The 16,270-nt window shown below is 72.6% G+C and carries 15 protein-coding genes; 9 read left to right on the plus strand and 6 right to left on the minus strand.

Annotated features, from left to right (window positions below):
* Positions 1–7: 7 nt before the first annotated feature.
* The 3 genes from ACZ4FV_RS14190 (at position 8) to ACZ4FV_RS14200 (ending at position 3,883) form a co-directional block, all read left to right on the plus strand.
* Complete coding sequence (locus ACZ4FV_RS14190; protein ID WP_402230136.1) at positions 8–1,885, plus strand: vWA domain-containing protein; 1,878 nt, start codon at positions 8–10, stop codon at positions 1,883–1,885.
* Between the two features lie 235 nt (positions 1,886–2,120).
* Entirely contained in the window at positions 2,121–2,897 is a 777-nt protein-coding gene (locus ACZ4FV_RS14195; protein WP_465322699.1) for an SIR2 family NAD-dependent protein deacylase, read from the plus strand.
* A 167-nt stretch (positions 2,898–3,064) separates the two neighbouring features.
* Positions 3,065–3,883 carry a glutamate racemase gene (locus ACZ4FV_RS14200; protein WP_395868177.1) on the plus strand — a complete coding sequence of 273 codons (819 nt, stop codon included), beginning with the start codon at positions 3,065–3,067 and terminating at the stop codon, positions 3,881–3,883.
* 25 nt (positions 3,884–3,908) lie between these two features.
* Here ACZ4FV_RS14200 and ACZ4FV_RS14205 read toward each other — a convergent pair whose 3' ends face one another.
* The 4 genes from ACZ4FV_RS14205 to ACZ4FV_RS14220 all read right to left on the minus strand — a co-directional run bounded on the left by ACZ4FV_RS14205 (position 3,909) and on the right by ACZ4FV_RS14220 (position 7,480).
* A complete protein-coding gene (locus ACZ4FV_RS14205) occupies positions 3,909–4,310 on the minus strand; it encodes a VOC family protein (protein ID WP_395868175.1) in 402 nt (133 codons plus the stop codon).
* Between the two features lie 179 nt (positions 4,311–4,489).
* The gene (locus ACZ4FV_RS14210; protein WP_465322700.1) at positions 4,490–5,308 is read right to left on the minus strand and encodes an ABC transporter permease; all 819 of its coding nucleotides are present in this window, start codon (positions 5,306–5,308) and stop codon (positions 4,490–4,492) included.
* Positions 5,305–6,411, minus strand: coding sequence for an ATP-binding cassette domain-containing protein (locus tag ACZ4FV_RS14215; RefSeq protein WP_465322701.1), 1,107 nt, complete (start codon positions 6,409–6,411; stop codon positions 5,305–5,307). Before ACZ4FV_RS14215 ends, ACZ4FV_RS14210 begins: the two co-directional genes overlap by 4 nt.
* Before the next feature lie 367 nt (positions 6,412–6,778).
* A complete protein-coding gene (locus ACZ4FV_RS14220; RefSeq protein WP_465322702.1) occupies positions 6,779–7,480 on the minus strand; it encodes a PadR family transcriptional regulator in 702 nt (233 codons plus the stop codon).
* A 174-nt stretch (positions 7,481–7,654) separates the two neighbouring features.
* On the opposite strand from ACZ4FV_RS14220, the gene ACZ4FV_RS14225 reads away from it, so the two are divergent.
* Entirely contained in the window at positions 7,655–8,806 is a 1,152-nt protein-coding gene (locus ACZ4FV_RS14225) for a serine hydrolase domain-containing protein (protein WP_465322703.1), read from the plus strand.
* Between the two features lie 144 nt (positions 8,807–8,950).
* Here ACZ4FV_RS14225 and ACZ4FV_RS14230 read toward each other — a convergent pair whose 3' ends face one another.
* Both ACZ4FV_RS14230 and ACZ4FV_RS14235 read right to left on the minus strand, forming a co-directional pair.
* The gene (locus tag ACZ4FV_RS14230) at positions 8,951–9,790 is read right to left on the minus strand and encodes an NAD(P)H-binding protein (RefSeq protein ID WP_395868167.1); all 840 of its coding nucleotides are present in this window, start codon (positions 9,788–9,790) and stop codon (positions 8,951–8,953) included.
* A gap of 125 nt (positions 9,791–9,915) precedes the next feature.
* Positions 9,916–10,410 (minus strand): FBP domain-containing protein, encoded by a 495-nt coding sequence (locus ACZ4FV_RS14235; RefSeq protein WP_395868165.1) that lies wholly within the window; start codon positions 10,408–10,410, stop codon positions 9,916–9,918.
* 111 nt (positions 10,411–10,521) lie between these two features.
* Between ACZ4FV_RS14235 and ACZ4FV_RS14240 the strand changes: the two genes are divergently transcribed.
* From ACZ4FV_RS14240 to ACZ4FV_RS14260, 5 genes are all read left to right on the plus strand, one after another.
* A complete protein-coding gene (locus tag ACZ4FV_RS14240) occupies positions 10,522–11,088 on the plus strand; it encodes a TetR/AcrR family transcriptional regulator (RefSeq protein WP_395868163.1) in 567 nt (188 codons plus the stop codon).
* A gap of 197 nt (positions 11,089–11,285) precedes the next feature.
* Complete coding sequence (locus ACZ4FV_RS14245; RefSeq protein ID WP_465322704.1) at positions 11,286–11,813, plus strand: DUF1697 domain-containing protein; 528 nt, start codon at positions 11,286–11,288, stop codon at positions 11,811–11,813.
* Between the two features lie 110 nt (positions 11,814–11,923).
* On the plus strand, positions 11,924–12,565 hold the full coding sequence (locus tag ACZ4FV_RS14250; RefSeq protein ID WP_402230153.1) for an ArsR/SmtB family transcription factor: 642 nt from the start codon (positions 11,924–11,926) through the stop codon (positions 12,563–12,565).
* 256 nt (positions 12,566–12,821) lie between these two features.
* The gene (locus tag ACZ4FV_RS14255) at positions 12,822–13,571 is read left to right on the plus strand and encodes an ABC transporter ATP-binding protein (RefSeq protein ID WP_465322705.1); all 750 of its coding nucleotides are present in this window, start codon (positions 12,822–12,824) and stop codon (positions 13,569–13,571) included.
* Between the two features lie 14 nt (positions 13,572–13,585).
* Positions 13,586–16,111 (plus strand): FtsX-like permease family protein, encoded by a 2,526-nt coding sequence (locus ACZ4FV_RS14260; protein WP_465322706.1) that lies wholly within the window; start codon positions 13,586–13,588, stop codon positions 16,109–16,111.
* Positions 16,112–16,270: the final 159 nt, after the last annotated feature.

Consider the following 16,270-nt stretch of genomic DNA (forward strand, 5'->3'; position numbering starts at 1 on the left):
CGCGCCGATGTCCGCGCGCCGGGCCCGAAACCCCGCCGCCGACCACGCCGAGCGGGTCCTGAAGGCCCGCAACGCCGGCTGGAAGCTGGCCTGCGTCCCGCCCCTGGACCACGTCGGACGCTTGATCACGCACACCTACGCCCCGCACGGCCCAGGCGAATTGGGCCACATCACGGACGACGGCATTCTGGTCGTCGACCGGCACCGTTACGTGCCGCCCGCGCTCTGGCGCCGCGCGTACACCCACCTGTTGCTGCACCTGGCCCTGGGCCACCTCGACGCACACACCCTGGCCGAGGTCGGTCTGGGCGATCCGGCCGCCGAGATCGACGCCGCGTACAACACCGCGTGCTGCGTCGCGGTCCACCGCTTCGCCGCCGGCCTGGGCGTCGGCACACCACTGGACGAACTGCCCGACCTGCCCGCCGGCGACGAGCGCGAACTCACCGAGCGCTGGCGCCGCGACGGCGTCCCCGAGGCGCTGCGCCGGATCGGCGCCAACGGCACCTCGCCCTGCATGCGCCGCGAACCGCCGTCCGCCCCCACCGACCCGGCGCCCCGGGACTGGCCCGCCGTGCTGGCCCGCGGCCTCGTCGAGATGGTCGCCTCCTCGCTCGACACCGCCGCCGGCGACCGCGCCGGTCGAACCGCCCGCGCCGAAGGCCCCTGGGACCGGGCGCTGTCCTGGTTCGTCTCCTCGTACCCGCTCCTGGGCGCCCTCGCCGCCGGCCTCACGATCGTCGCCGACCTCGAACTGGCCCGCTCCTGGGACATCACCATCGCCGCGGTCAGCCCCGAGCACGGCGAGATCTACGTCAACCCGCACGCCGGCCTGAGCACCGAGGAATGGCGATTCGTGCTCGCGCACGAGATGTTGCACGCCGCGCTGCGCCACGACCGCCGGCGCGAGCACCGCGACGCGCACCTGTTCAACGTGGCGTGCGACTACGTGATCAACGGGTGGCTGGTGGAGATGGGCGTCGGGGTGCTGCCGGACGGGCTGCTGTACGACCCGCGGCTGGCCGGACTGTCCGCGGAATCGGTGTACGACACGCTCACCACCGACCTGCGCCGGGCCCGCAAACTGCGCACCCCCGGCTCGCGCGAACACGGCGACGTGCTGGGCGAGTGGCTCTCCGAACCGGCCGCGGCGGCGCGGCGGTCCAGCCGCCGCGGGTCCGCGGGACCGATGCCGTGGGAGCGCGGGAGCGGCGGTTCGTTCGTCGACCTGGACGCGTTCTATCGACGCGCGCTCAGCGCCGGGCTCGCCTACCACGACCCGGGCCGAGGGCTGCTGCCCGCCGGTCTGATCGAGGAGATCCGCACGCTGGAACAGCCGCCGCCCGCGTGGGATGTTCGGCTGGCCCGGTGGTTCGACGAGCACGTGCGTCGGCCGGAACCGGTGCGCAGCTACGCGCGGGCGAGCCGCCGGCAGGCTTCCACGCCGGACATCGCGCGTCCCGGGCGGATCCGGCCGCAGGACGTCGACCGGCTGTGTACGTTCGGCGTGGTGCTGGACACCTCCGGATCGATGGACCCGTCGCTGCTGGGCAAGGCGCTGGGCGCGATCGCCTCCTACGCGACCGCGCGGGACGTACCGGCCGCGCGCGTGGTCTACTGCGACGCCGCCGCCTACGACGCCGGGTACCTGCCGGTGGAGGACATCGCGCACAAGGCGCGGGTGCGCGGACGCGGCGGCACGGTGCTGCAACCGGGGATCCGCCTGCTGGAGAGCGCCGACGACTTTCCGGCCGACGGCCCCATCCTGGTGATCACCGACGGCCACTGCGACGCCCTCCGGATCCGCCGCGAACACGCCTTCCTGACCCCCGCGGGCGCCCGCCTGCCCTTCACGCCCCGCGGCCCGGTGTTCCACGTCCGATAAGACAATCGACCCACCCGCCGCGAGCGGGGTGGGGCTCGGGGAATCCGGATGCGCTCGGACCGGTCCGACCGGCAGGGTTCCGACGAACAGAGTCGGATCCGGTCGCCCGCCGGCACGCGATATCGAAACTCGGAAGGACGTCGTTCGACATGCCCGACACGCTGGAGATCGTGTGGTCCCTTTCGGACCCGGACACCCGCTTCGCCCGGTTCACCGAGGAGAGCAGGCCCCGCCCGTGAACGCGGCCTCGCCCCGGGCCGACGGACTCGGCTCCTGGACCGACGGCGTGCGGCGGCTCGCGGTGCTGACCGGGGCGGGCATCTCCACCGCGTCCGGCATTCCGGACTTCCGCGGCCCGCATGGAGTGTGGACTCGCGACCCGCAGCGCGAGCAGGACACCCATCGCAAGCGCCACGCGAGCGACCCGGCTGCCCGGGCTCGCCTGTGGCGGGATTTGACCGCGTCGGCGGTGACGGCCGCGCGTCCCGGTGCGGCGCACCGAGCGCTCGCGCGGGTCCGGGCGAGCATCGCCACGCAGAACGTGGACGGGCTGCACCAGGCGGCGGGTAGTCCCGCCGATCGGGTGTACGAACTGCACGGCAGCCTGGCCCGGGCCCGCTGCGGGAGGTGTCGGCGCGCCGCGCCGACGGACGACGCGCTGCGGGCGATCCGGGCGGGCGCCGCCGAACCCCCGTGTCCCCGGTGCGGGGTGGGGACGTTGCGGCCGGACGTGGTCCTGTTCGGCGAGCACCCGAATCGGGACGTGTACGGGCGGGCCGCGAACGCCGTGCGTGCGGCGGAACTGTTGTTGGTGATCGGGACGTCGTTGGGCGTGGAGCCGGCCGCCTCGCTGTGTTCCGTCGCGATCGAATGCGGGGCCACGCTGGTGATCGTCAACGCCGAACCCACGCCGTACGACGACGTCGCAAGCGTCGTCTTGCGGGGTGATATCGAGGTGGTTGTGCCGCGGATTGTGGGGGCGCTGGTGGCGGGTGGGCTGTCGGTGGCGTGAGTGGGCGTACCGGTTGCTTTGGGGGTGGGTGGTGTCGGTGGGTTCGGCGGGTGTCGTCGTGGTCGGGGCCGGTCGGGGCCGGTCGGGGTGGGGTGGCGGGGGTGCACCACGCCGAGGGTGATGACCCTTGTGGGGTTGGGGGAGCACGGGCGGCTAGGTTGGGCGGCATGCTTGTGGCGTTGATCGATTCCGGGATGGGGCTGTTGCCGACGGCGGGATGGCTGCGGCGGTTGCGGCCCGATCTCGACCTGTTGTTGTGTACGGACCCCGATCACATGCCGTGGGGCGACCGGAGTGAGGCGACGATCACCCGACGGGTGCTGGCCGCAGCGGAGCTGGCCGCCGAGCGCGGCGCCGACGGCATCGTGGTGCCGTGCAACACCGCCACCGTCACCGCGCTGGATACGCTGCGCGCGCGCTGCGAACCGGCCGTGCCGGTGGTGGGCACCGTACCGGCGATCAAGCCCGCCGCCGCGTCCGGCGCCCCGTTCGCGGTGTGGGCCACGGTCGCGACCACCGCGAGTGCGTACCAGGCCCGGCTGATCGAGGAGTTCGCCGCGGGCCGCACCGTGGTGCGGGTGGCCTGCCCCGGCCTCGCCGAGGCGATCGACCGGGCCGACCGGCCGGCCGTCGAGGCCGCCATCGCCGACGCCGCGCGCCGCACTCCCGCGGACTGCGCGGGCGTGGTGCTCGGCTGTACACACTATCCGCTGGTCACCGACCGGATCCTGGCCGCGCTGCCCGCCGGGGTGGGGTTGTACGACAGTGCCGAGGCGGTCGCCCGGCAGACGCTGCGCCGGCTGGGCCTGACCGAGGATCCGGACGCGGTGCCGGGCACGATCGAGGTCACGCTCAGCGGACGCCCCGGCACGCTGCCGCCGAACGCGCTGGCCTACCCGCTCGGCCGCGCGCTCGCCGAGGGCAGCCGGCCGGCGCCGCAGGGGTCGACCCCGGTCGGCCCGGCGGCGCGCACGCAGCCTGCCTGAGCCGACGGGGCCGCGGCCTCGCGCCCTACGCGTTCCAGGTCCGGGTGCTGAGCACCAGGTGGTAGCCGTCGGGGTCGACGACGGTGACGCCGTACTTGTCCCAGTAGGGGTTGTGCGCGACGGTCCGGGTGCCGCCGGCGGCGACGAGGCGGTCGATCAGAGCCGGGTCGATCGGCTCGCCCAGATAGAGCACGAACAGGTCCTCGGCCGTGGGTGTGGGCGGCAGCGGGTTCTCCGGGTCGATGGTGAGCTCGAAGTGCCAGCCACCGCCCGGGAGGCCGACCATGACCAGGTCCCATTCGCCGGAGACGCGCTCGGTGGTGCGCCACAGGACTTCCAGGCCCAGGCCCTCGACGTAGAACCGCTCGGCGGCGGCCAAGTCCCGCGAGGGACGGGCGATTCGTACGTGTGTGTCGGTGCTGATCATGTGGGTGAGGTTAGCGGGCGGGTCCCCGCCCTCGGACAGGGTGTGTCTACCCCGGCTCGGCCGTCCGTCGGCCGTCCGTCGGCCGTCCGTCAACCGTCCGCCGGCGTCCGGCGACCGGACGGAACGCATGGATCGGGCGAGCCGAGCCGGGGTGCGACACCCGCGTGCCTACCTACGCGCTAGACCGAGTTTCGATACCCGCGGAACGCGCGCGCCGACAGCCAGACCGCGAAGGCCGCCAGTGCGATCAGGGCCGCGCCGCGCTCGGCGACCATGGCCCAGTCGGGGTCCGCGCGCATCGCCGACCGGGCCGCCTCCAACGCCCAGTTCAGCGGATTGAACCGGGCGGCCTCGCGCATCCAGCACGGCATCCGGGACGCGGGCATGAACGCCGAGGACAGGAACGTCAACGGCAACAGCAAAAACGTGTTCAGCGCGATCACCGTCTCGCGTTGCCGGGCGACCATGCCCAGGGCGTTGGAGAAGGCGCCGAAGACGGTGCCCAGCACCGAGGACCCCACGATCAGCACCAGGATCCCGGTGAGGCCACCCGGATAGTGCGCGCCGGCGAGCCGACCGAGGCCGATCATCACCAACGACTGGAACGCGGTCGAACAGCCCTGCGCCACGATGTTCGCGTTGATCAGCGCGCCGCGCCGGAGCGGGGTGACCAGGAAGCGGTCGAGCGTGCCCCGCTCGATCTCCTCCAGCATGCCCATGCCGGCCCACATGTTGGCCGAGACCGCGTTCATCACCACCACCCCCGGGACGAGGTAGTCGAGGTAGGACCCGGTGCCGAAGCCGGGCAGGTCGACGATGTCGCGGAAGAGTTGGCCGAAGAGGAAGAGCCAGATCACCGGCTGGATCAGGGTGATGAGCAGGTAGGCCGGTTGGCGGGCGAAGACCCGGAACTGGCGGTCGGTCATGTACCAGGTGTGGGTGATCACCTCGCGCAGGCCGAGACCGCGTGCGGGGTTCGGCGCGGTGGTCGTCGTCATCGCGCTTCTCCCTCGCTGTCCGCGGTGTCGCCGATTCCGGCGGTGCTGGTGACGTTGGTGGTGCCGGCGCCGGTCGCGCCGAAGCGGCGGCCGGCGTGGCGCAGGTAGACGTCGTCGAGCGAGGGACGGGCCACGGTGACCGCCCCGACCCGGGCGCCGGCCCGGTCCAGCGCGGCCAACACCTCGGGTACGGCGGCGGCCCCGTCGTCCGCGCGGGCGTGCACCACACGGGCGTCGACGGTGATCTCCCGGACGCCCGGCACCCGGGCCAACACGTCCCGCACCGCCGGCCCGGCCGGATCGAGCAGGTCCACGTGCACCGCGTCGCCGCGCAGTTCGGACTTGAGCCGTTCGGGAGTGCCCTCGGCGACCACCCGGCCGCGGTCGACGATGGCCAGCCGCGCGGCCAGCCGATCGGCCTCGTCGAGGTAGTGCGTGGTGAGCAGGATGCTCAGGCCCTCGCCGGCCAGCCCGCCGATCTCGTCCCACATGTCGGCGCGGGCCTCGGGGTCGAGTCCGGTGGTGGGCTCGTCCAGGAAGAGCACCTCGGGGTGGTGCACCAGGCCCAGCGCCACGTCCAGCCGGCGCAGCATGCCGCCGGAGTAGGTGCGGACCGGGCGACGTGCGGCCTCGGTCAGGCCGAAGCGGTCGAGCAGGTGGTCGGCGCGCCGGCCGGGGTCGCGACCGCTCATGCCGAACAGGCGCCCGGTCAGGATCAGGTTCTCCCGGCCGGTGGCGGCAGGGTCGGCCCCCGAGCGCTGGGCGACCACGCCGATGGCCCGGCGGACCCGGGCCGAATCGCGGACCACGTCGTGTCCGGCCACCCGGGCCGAGCCGGAGTCGGCGGTCGCCAGAGTGGTGAGGATCTTGACGGTGGTGGACTTGCCCGCGCCGTTGGGCCCGAGCAGGCCGAAGACGGTGCCGGGAGCGACGCTCAGGCTCAGTCCGGCCAACGCCGGCACGCCCTCGGGGCGGCCCTTGAGGGGATAGGTCTTGACGAGGTCGTGCGCCTCGATCGCGGGCGCGCCGGTGCCGGCGACGCCGGTGTGGCCGGGCGCGCGACCGCCGTGGACGGTTGCCGCCGTCCGTGCGGTGTGCTCCATGACGGAGTGGATCCCTCCGGTCGACATTCGGTGCGGCGGAGCCGGATGGCTCGCCGACCTGCGACAAGAGGACCGGGGATACGATGAGTTCGGTGCACCTCGTACGTGCCGGTCCCTGTTGCCGCAGGGTTTCGGTTCGAGGTTCCCGGCCCCCGGAAGCGGTGTTCGAGCACCGTCCGGGGGCCTCTTCCTGGGTTGTTGCGGTATCGGATATGCCGGCATCACCGGCTTCGGGTTCGGCGCTCTCGGGCTCGATTCTCGGGGGGATTTCTCTCGGGGCGGTTCGGATCGGATTCGGCAGTTTCGGGGCCGGCAGTTTCGGGGCCGGCTGCTTCGGGTCCGGTCGTCCCGGTCCGACGTGGTCGGATTACCGGGTGGGGTCGTCGTCGACGGCGGTCTCCCGGTGGTTCGCGGCGCGTTCGGCGGGGGCGTGCTCCGGACTCGCGCCGTCCAGTTCGGCCCAGCCGGCCGGGGTCTCGCCGGTGGCGTGGAATCGGCGCCACTCGGCCACGCCGGACAACGAGCCGTCCGCGATCGCGGCGAGCAGGCCGCGCACCCACCGGCCTTCCGCCTCGGCCATGGCCAGTTCGTACTCGTTCTCGACCAGGAACACCGCCGGCAGGTAGCTCGCGAGCTTGTCCACCTCGGCGCGACCGTGCGCGATGTGCGCGTCGATGGCCTCGACGCGTCGCCGGAGCAGGTCGGTCACCTCGTCGGGAGAGAGCACGCCCATCAGGGACAGGGCGCCCTCGAAGCGCGGGAACTCGTGTACCCGGACCGAGAGTAGTTCGCCGAGCCATTCGCGCATCTCGGCGTCGCCGGTCTCGGTCACCGCGTAGGTGGTGCGCTCGGGCCGGCGGCCCTCGCGTTCGACCCCGGTGGCGGCGATCAGGCCGTGCTTCTCCAGGTTGCGGACCACGGTGTACAACGATCCGTAATTGATCTTGATGCTGTTGTCCTTGCCCCGACTGCGCAGCACCTGCGCGATCTCGTACGGATGGCGCGGCTGCTCGGCGACCAACACCAGCACGGCGAGTGCCAGCGTGCTGTCGACCTTGCGCCTCGCCATGGACCGCCTCCGGGGCCTCGATTACTCGTCATCGAATATATGACTGCGAGTAGTACGCGTCCAGGGCTCCCGCACAGTTGGCGGCAACGGATTCGCCCGTGCCCGGGATCGCCGGAATTTCCGCGTCGTTGCCCGGGGTTGGCGTTCGGTGAGGTTCAAGATCGAGGGGGAAACATGTCGAGCGGGATCGTGGTGTCGGGGAGCGTCGCGGCGGGGTTCGAGGAGGTCCGGGCGGAGTTCGCCGCCGTCCTGGCCGAGCTGCCGGACGAGCCGGGGGCCCAGCTCGCGGTGTACCGGGAGGGCCGTCGGGTGGTCGACCTGTGGGCGGGGGACCAGGTCACCGGGGACACGCTGACCCCGGTCTACTCGGCGACCAAGGGCGCCGCACACCTGGTGATGGCGCTGCTCGTCCAGGACGGCGCGCTGGACCTCAACCGCACCGTCGCGCACTACTGGCCGGAGTTCGCCGCGCAAGGCAAGGGCGAACTCACCCTGCGCGAGCTGCTCGCACACCGTTCCGGTGCGATCGGCGTGGACGGCGGCTTCACCCGCGCGGAACTGGCCGACGACCGGCTGTCGGCCGAACGGCTGGCCGGACACCGGCCGTTCTGGAAGCCGGGCACGGCGTACGGCTACCACGCCTTCGTGATCGGCGCGCTCACCGGTGAGGTGGTGCGGCGGGCCACGGGGCGCTCGATCCAGGAGGTCTACGAGGAGCACGTGCGGGCGCCCTACGACCTGGACATGTACCTCGGCCTGCCCGCCGAGGCGCAGGTCCGCACGCTCGACATGTTGCCGATGGCGCCCACTCCCGCGCAGCGGGCGCGGATGAGCGCCAACGCGCCCGACCGGTTCGGCCGCACCGGCGTCGCCTTCAACCTCAACGCCGAACAACCCACCGACCTGGTCGAGTTCGCCAACTCGCGCGATGTGCGGGCGCTGGGTCCGGCCTCCTCCGGCGGCGTCGGCAACGCGCGGGGCCTGGCCGGGATGTACGCGGCCGCGATCGCCGAGTCGGTCGGCCGGCCCGCGCTGCTCAAGCCCGAGACGATCACCGAGTTCGCGCGTGTGCACTGGCGCGGCACCGACCTGGTCACCGACGAGCACGACCACTTCGCGCTCGGCTTCGAGGCGCTGGGGGTGCGGTACCCGTTCCTGGGCGCCGACGCGTTCGGACACAGCGGCGCGGCCGGCTCCCTGGCCTTCGCCGCCCCGCACTCGGGCATCGCGTACGGCTACGCCCGCCGCCGCTTCGCCTACCCGGGCGGCGCGGCCCCGGAAAACACCCGCCTGATGCGGGCGGTGATCCGGGCGGCGAACGGCTGAGTGGAACCGTTGGGCCGGGTGCGGACATCGGCGCGGCCGGCGAGGGATCGCGAACGGCGACGAGCGGTCGGCCCGAGGCGGCCCGAGTCGACTCGGCCCGATCGCACGTCGTGTGGCGCTTGCGCCGGGGTCCGGGGTGTTCGGTCAGGTGAAGATGGGGGCGTGGTCGCGGGCCCAGGATTCGAACGTGCGGGGTGGGGTTTGGGTCAGGGCTTCGATCGTGGTGGTCACGAGTGCGGGCCCCGGGGGTGTGTCGGCGCCGGCGAGGAGGGCGTCGACCAGGGCGGGTGAGCGGCCGTCGGCAAGCATTCGGGCCCGCGCGTCGGCTGTCGGAACCGGCTCGAACCGTAGGTCACGGCCGATCGCCGCGCCGATCAGGTGGACCTGATCGGCGCGGCCGAGCACCTGCGGGCCGGTCAGGACGTACGTGGCGCCCGCGTGGCCGGGCTCGGTCAGGACGCGGACCGCGCAGGCGGCGACGTCGCGCTCGTCGACGATCGGCTTGGCGGGCAGGTCGGGGCCGCGTACGACGCCGGTGGAGCGGATCTGGCCGGCCCAGCCCAGCGTGTTGCTCGCGAGCGTGTCCGCCCGCAGGAACGTGCGTTCGGCGCCGGACCCGGTGACCACCCGCTCCATCCCGGCGTGCAGTGCGCTGATCGGATCGGCCTGCCGGTCGACGTCGTCGCGCACCCGCGAGGAGGAGAGGTAGACGACACGATCGGTGTGCGCCTTCACCACGTCCAGGACGCCGGGTGCGCCCTCGACGGTGAGGAAGGGCCAGATCAGGAACACCGCGTCGACCCCGGTCAGGGCAGGCCCCAGGGTGTCCGGTCCGGCCAGGTCACCGCGCACCACCTCGACGTCGGCCGGCAAGCCGGCCGCCTCGGGCCGGCGTGCCAAGGCGCGTACCCCGACCCCCGCGGCGAGCAGTTGATCCACCACCCGACGGCCGACGTTTCCGGTCGCCCCGGTCACCAGAATCATGTGCCGTCCCTCGCGATTCGCGGGTGGTGGTTCCACCCTCGTCGCCGACGATCCTGCAACCTCCACCGCACTTGAGGTCAAGGCGGCCGGGGCCGGTCCGGACTCGTGAGAGGTGCGACCGTCGGCTACTCGATGATCTTGTCCAGGAAGGCGAACAGGTTGCCCCGGGTGCGCTCGACCTGCTCGTCCAGGGTCAGCGACTCCTCGAAACGCCCACCGGGGGCCGGCGCCTTGAGGCCGCGCACGTACAGCGAGCACGCGAGGTCGGTGCAGATGTACACGCCGACCGAGTTGCCGTCCCGGCCGGCCCGGCCGGTCTTGCGCGCCGTCATCAGCGAGACACCGCCGCCCGGGTGCGTGGTCAGGCACAACGAGCACATGCTGCGGTGCAGGTAGCCGCGACGCTGGGCGGGGAAGCGCAGGGTCACGCCGACCGGCGCACCCCGGTATTCGGTCACCAGGTAGGTGCGATCGGGCGCCCCCGGATCGCCCCAACCCAGGAAATCCAGCTCGGCCCAGGGGCGTTCGGCCAGGTCACGGGGTACGGGCAGGCGCTGGGCCTCACCCTTGGAACAATTGACGAACGACGTACGGATTGCCTGCTCGGTCAGTGGGTTCATGCGGCGGAAACTAACAGTGCCTAGGTATCCTAGGCAAATACCTAGAGGCTCTAGGAAGCTCTGGGAAGTACCGAGGGCGCGACGACCGGCGCCTCGACGGAGGAGTGGCGCGTGGCTCGAGCGGGACTGACGGCGGAACGGGTGACCCGCGCGGCGGCGGACCTGGCGGACGAGGTGGGGTTCGAGAACATCACCCTGACCGCGCTGGCCCGAGGCTTCGGGGTCAAGGACGCGAGCCTGTACTCGCACGTCAAGAACATCCAGGAGCTGCGCCTGGGGATCGCGATGCTGGCCGCCGACGAGTTGGCCGATCGCATCGGCTCGGCGGTGGCGGGCCGGGCGGGCAAGGACGCGCTGATCGCCTTCGCCCGGGCGTACCGGGAATTCGCCCTGGCGCGTCCCGGGCGCTACGCGGCCACCCAGGCGCGGATCGATCCGGCCCTGCTGGCCACCTCCGACGGCTACCGGCGCAACGTCGAGAGCACCTACGCGATGTTGCGCGCGTACGGCCTGGAGGAGCCGGATCTGACCGACGCGGGACGGTTGTTGCGCAGCGTGTTCCACGGCTTCGCGGTGCTGGAGGGCAACGGCGGGTTCGGCCACGTGCGCCGGCCGAGCGAATCCTTCGACCGGGCGGTCGAGGCGCTGCACGTGGCGTTGGAGAACTGGCCCGAGTGAATCGGTCGGGTCGATCGGGGTTCGGGTTCGGCTCGGGCGCCGGTCGTGGCGGCTCCGGCTCGGTTCCGTGGGTCCCGTTCGGGTTCGCTCCGGTGCGCCTCGGCCCGGTGCGGTGTCCGTGGTGGTGTTCGGTTCGATCATGGTGCGTGGGGGACCGGCGTCCGAGCGGGTGGTCCCGGAGACGAAGGAGGCGCGTGGTGACGAAGTATGTGGCGCTGTTGCGGGGCGTGAATGTGGGCGGACACCGCCGGGTCCCGATGGCGGACCTGCGCCGCACGCTGACGGATTCGGGATACACCGAGGTCAGGACGCTGTTGCAGAGCGGAAACGTGGTGTTCGAGGCCGCGGAACAGCCGACCGCCGATCTGGTCGCGGCGATCGAGGCACGGCTGGCCGCCGAGTTCGGGTTCGCGGTGGACGTGATGGTGCGCAGCGGCGCGGAGCTGCGGGCGATGGTCGCGGCCAATCCGCTGGAGGTGCGCGAGCCGGCGAAGTTCGCGGTGGCGTTCCTGAGCCCGGCGGCCGACCTCGGTGTGCTCGCCGGGATCGACCCGGACGACTACGCCCCGGACGAACTGCGGGTGGGCGAGCGCGAGTTGTACATGTACTTCCCGGACGGGCTGGGCAAGGCCCGGCTGACGCCGATCCTGGCCCGCAAGCTCCGCGACACGGCCACCGTGCGCAACTGGAACACGGTGACCAAGCTGCTCGCGATGGTGGAGTGACGGGCGACCGCACGAACGGCTGAGAAAGGGCCCGGCGGTCGGCTGCCTCCGGTTGCCGCCGGCCGTCGAAACCATTGCACAATTTCTTGTGCACAGATTATTGTGCACAGGTGACCAGGTCGCCGGAACGCCGAGACATCAGCGAACTCGAAGCGCTGAAGGCCCTGGCGCACCCCCGGCGGCAACGGATCCTTCGGGAACTGGAGGCGGGCGGGCCCGCGACGTCCGCGTCACTGGCCCGCGCGCTGGCGTTGAACACCGGCGCGACCAGCTACCACCTGCGGGAGTTGGCCCGGCACGGGTTCGTCGAGGACTTCGTGGACCCCGACGCACACGGGCGCGAACGGTGGTGGCGCGCCGTACGGCGGGATCTGCGGTTCCCGCCGCGCAGCGAGCAGAGCGAGGAGGTCCGGCCGGTCGTCGACGAGCTGAACCGCCTGGCCTTCGCGGCCGACTTGGAGGAGTACCGCGACGCGCAGAACCTGACCGAGGCCGAGGGGGGAATGGACGTGCCGTACTCGCGCGGGACCATTCACGTCACCTCGGCCGAACTGACCGAGTTCTTCGAGGAGTACATCGCCCTCCTCAACCGGTACAAGCGCACCGGCCCATTGCCCGCAGGCGCGCGCGCGATGCAGACCCGATTCCTCGCGTTCCCGACCCCGCCCGGGCTGCGGGACAAGGGCGATTCCGGGACCGAACCGGGGCCGGGGCCGGAGGCGACGGAGCCGGGTATCACCACCGGGCCTTGAACGGCTGCCCGGGCACGCCTGCGCGTGACCGGCGGGGACACCCCGGACCCGGCACAGAGCCGCAGGGCACAGAGCCGCAGATTCGCGGAGCCACAGATTCGCGGAGCCACAGATTCGCGGAGCCCCGGTACGACCGGGCTCCCGATGCGCCGCGCGCCGGCGCCCGCGTCGGTGACTCCGGAGTCGGCCGGCCCGGCGCACCGCATGCGACCGGACACGCACCCCATCGGAAAAAAGACAAGGGCGGCACCGCACCATGAGTTCGCACGACCAGATATTCGACGCCGTGTCCCTGACCGGAGTCGGACGCATCCACGGCAAGGGCACCGCCGCCGTCACCGCCCTGAGTGACGTCACCGTCGGCATCCGGCGCGGCAGCTTCACCGCCGTCATGGGGCCGTCGGGCTCCGGCAAGAGCACGTTCCTGCAGTGCGCGGCGGGCCTGGACCGGCCGACCAGCGGCACCGTGCGGCTCGGCGACACCGACCTGTCCGGGCTCTCCGAGACCGGTCTCACCGAACTGCGTCGCGAGCGGATCGGCTTCGTCTTCCAGGCGTTCAACCTGATGCCCTCGCTCACCGTGCTGGAGAACATCACGCTGCCGCTGCGCCTGGCCGGTCGCAAGCCGGATCGGGCCTGGTTGGCGGAGATCGTCCAGCGGGTGGGTCTGACCGGGCGCACCGAACACCGGCCCGCCGAGCTGTCCGGCGGCCAGCAGCAACGCGTCGCGATCGCCCGCGCGTTGGTCACCCGGCCCGAGGTGGTCTTCGCCGACGAACCCACCGGCGCGCTGGACACGGTCACGGCCAAGGAGGTACTCGCGCTGCTGCGCGACACCGTCGACGCGATGGGCCAGACCGTGGTGATGGTTACCCACGACCCGGTCGCCGCGTCCTACGCCGACGAGGTGCTCTTCCTCGCCGACGGCCGAATCACCGACACGCTCACCGGAGCCGGCGCGGATCGCATCGCCGACCGGATGACCCACCTGGGCGCGTGGGCCTGATGTTCTTCCTAGCCATGCGTACCCTGCGCGCCCGCAAGGGCGGCTTCATCGGCGCGTTCGTCGCGCTGGTGTGCGCGGCCGCCCTGGTCACGGCCTGTGGCGCGCTGCTGGAGACCGGCCTGCGCGGCGACATCCGGATCGAGCGCTACTCCGGTACCGACACCGTGGTCACCGCCGACCAGAACCTGCACTGGACCAAGCACAAGAAGGGCAAGACCAAGGTCAAGTCGAAGCCGCTGACCGAGCGGGCCTGGCTGGACGCGGCCGCCGTGGACAAGCTGCGCGCGGTACCCGGCCTCGAGGCCGTGGTCCCGGAACTGACCTTCTCGGCCCACGTGCTCACCGCCGGCGGCCGGGCCCTGGACACCGCCGACAACGCGTGGGGCCACGCGTGGGAGTCGGCCCGGCTGACCCCGTTCACGCTGCGCGCGGGTCGGGCGCCGACGGCGGCCGGCGAGATCGTGCTCGACGCGGATCTCGCCCGCCGGGCCTCGGTCGAGGTCGGCGGTACGGTCACCGTGCAGGCCGGTGCGGCCCCGGGGTCCTTCCGGGTGGTGGGCATCGCGGCGCCGCCCGGGCGGGACGCGCTGGCCCGGCAGGCCACCGTGTTCTTCGCCGACGCGGACGCCCGGCGACTGGCCGGGCATCCCGGACAGGTCGCCTCGGTGGGCCTGTTCACCGCGCCCGGCGCGAACCCGGGCACCGTGCGCGCGGCGGTGCGGGACGCGCTGGCGGGCACCGGCGCGCAGGTGCGTACCGGTACCGATCGCGGACCGGCCGAGTTCCCGGCGGCGGCCAAGGCCCGGGTGACCCTGGTCAGCCTGGGCGGTGCGCTCGGCGGTACCTCGCTGCTGGTGGCGATCCTGGTCGTGGTGGGCACGTTCGCGCTCTCCATCCAGCAACGCAGGCGTGAGATCGCGCTGTTGCGGGCGATCGGTGCGACGCCCCGGCAGATCCGCCGGATGGTGGGCCGCGAGGCGCTCGTGGTGGGCCTGATCGCGGGCGCGCTCGGCGCGTTCGCCGGGTTGGGGTTGGCGCGTTGGTTGCACGGGCGGTTCGTCGCGTTCGGCGCACTGCCGGACACGCTGGAACTGAGGCTGAGCCCGATCCCGCTGATCGGCGCGGTACTGCTGACGCTGCTCGCGGCCTGGACGGCGGCGCGCATGTCGGTGCGTCGGGCCTCGCGGGTACGACCGACCGAGGCGTTGGCGGACGCGGCGATCGAACGACCGCGGTTGGGCGTCGCGCGCACGATCGGCGGTGTGGTCGCGGCCCTCGGGTACGTCGTACTCCTGCTGGTGTTGCGGACGTTGGACACCGAACCGAAGTCCACGCCGGTCACCTTCCTGACGGTGATCCTCGCCGCCGTCGCGACGGCGCTGCTCGGTCCGCTGCTCGCTCGCGCGGGCGTGGCCGTCCTGGGCTCGGTGGTCGGTCGCCTGTCGCCGATCAGCGGCTTCCTGGCGGCGCGGAACACGCGGGCCGCCGCGGAACGGGTGGCCGCCGTGGTCACGCCGCTGAGCCTGGCGGTGGCGATGGCGTCGACGATCCTGTTCACCCAGACCACGGCGAGTCATGCCGCGGGGGAGCAGGCGAAGGCGGGCACATCGGCCTCGTACACGCTGGTCTCGGGCCCCGGTGTGCCGGCCGCGGCGGCCGACGCGGTGCGGGCGGTGCCGGGGGTCGAGGTGGTGACCGAGGTGCTGCACTCGCTCGTCCGGGCCGGGCAGGACAAGTTCCCGGCCCAGGGCGTGACGCCGCGCGGGGTGGAGCGCGCGCTCGACTTGAAGACGCGCTCCGGTTCGCTCGCAGCACTGACCGAAACCACGGTCGCGGTCAGCGAACTGGCCGCCAAGACCAAGGGGGTCGGGGTCGGCGACGATCTGCGGATCACCATGGGCGACGGGGTGCAGGTCACCCTGAAGGTGATCGCGGTGTACGAACGCGGCCTGGGCTTCGGCGATCTGACCCTGCCTCATGCGGTGATGGCGGCGCACGTGGACCGGCCGGCGGCGGAGGCGGTGCTGATCTCCGGTACGACCGCGGTGTCGCGGGCGCCGTTGCAGCGGGCGATGGGCGAGTTCCCCGGGGTCCGGGTGCTGGATCGGGGCGAGGTCGAACAGGCGCGCCGGGATCAGGCCGGCACCCAGGCCCAGGTCAACTATGTCGCGATGGGGCTGATCATCGCGTTCACCGGGATCGCGGTGGTCAACACGCTGGTGATGGCGACTTCGGCGCGGCGGCGGGAGTTCGCGCTGCTGCAACTGGTGGGGACGACTCGTCGGCAGGTGTTGCGGATGCTTCGCTGGGAGACCGGGGCGGTGGTGTTGTTGGCGGCCGTGCTCGGGTCGGCGGTCGCGTATGCGACGTTGACGGCTTACAGCGTCGGGATGACCGGGAGTGCGTCTCCCTATGCGCCGCCGGTGACTTATGCGGCGGTGTTGGTGGCTGCGGGTGGGGTGGCGTTCGTGGCCACGGTCGTGCCGGGACGCGTAGCGTTGCGGGGGAATCCTGCGGACACGATGGGGTTGCGGGACTGAGTTGGCCTCATGCGCCGGCGGGGCTGGTTGTGCTCAAGCGCCGCACGGGCTGGGTGGCCTCAAGCGCCGGCCGGGCTACTTGGCCTCAAGCGCCGGCCGGGCTGGTTGTGCTCAGGCGCCGCACGGGCTGAGTGGCCTCGGACGCCGCACGGGCTGCTT

It is taken from the genome of Embleya sp. NPDC025285, assembly GCF_055558835.1.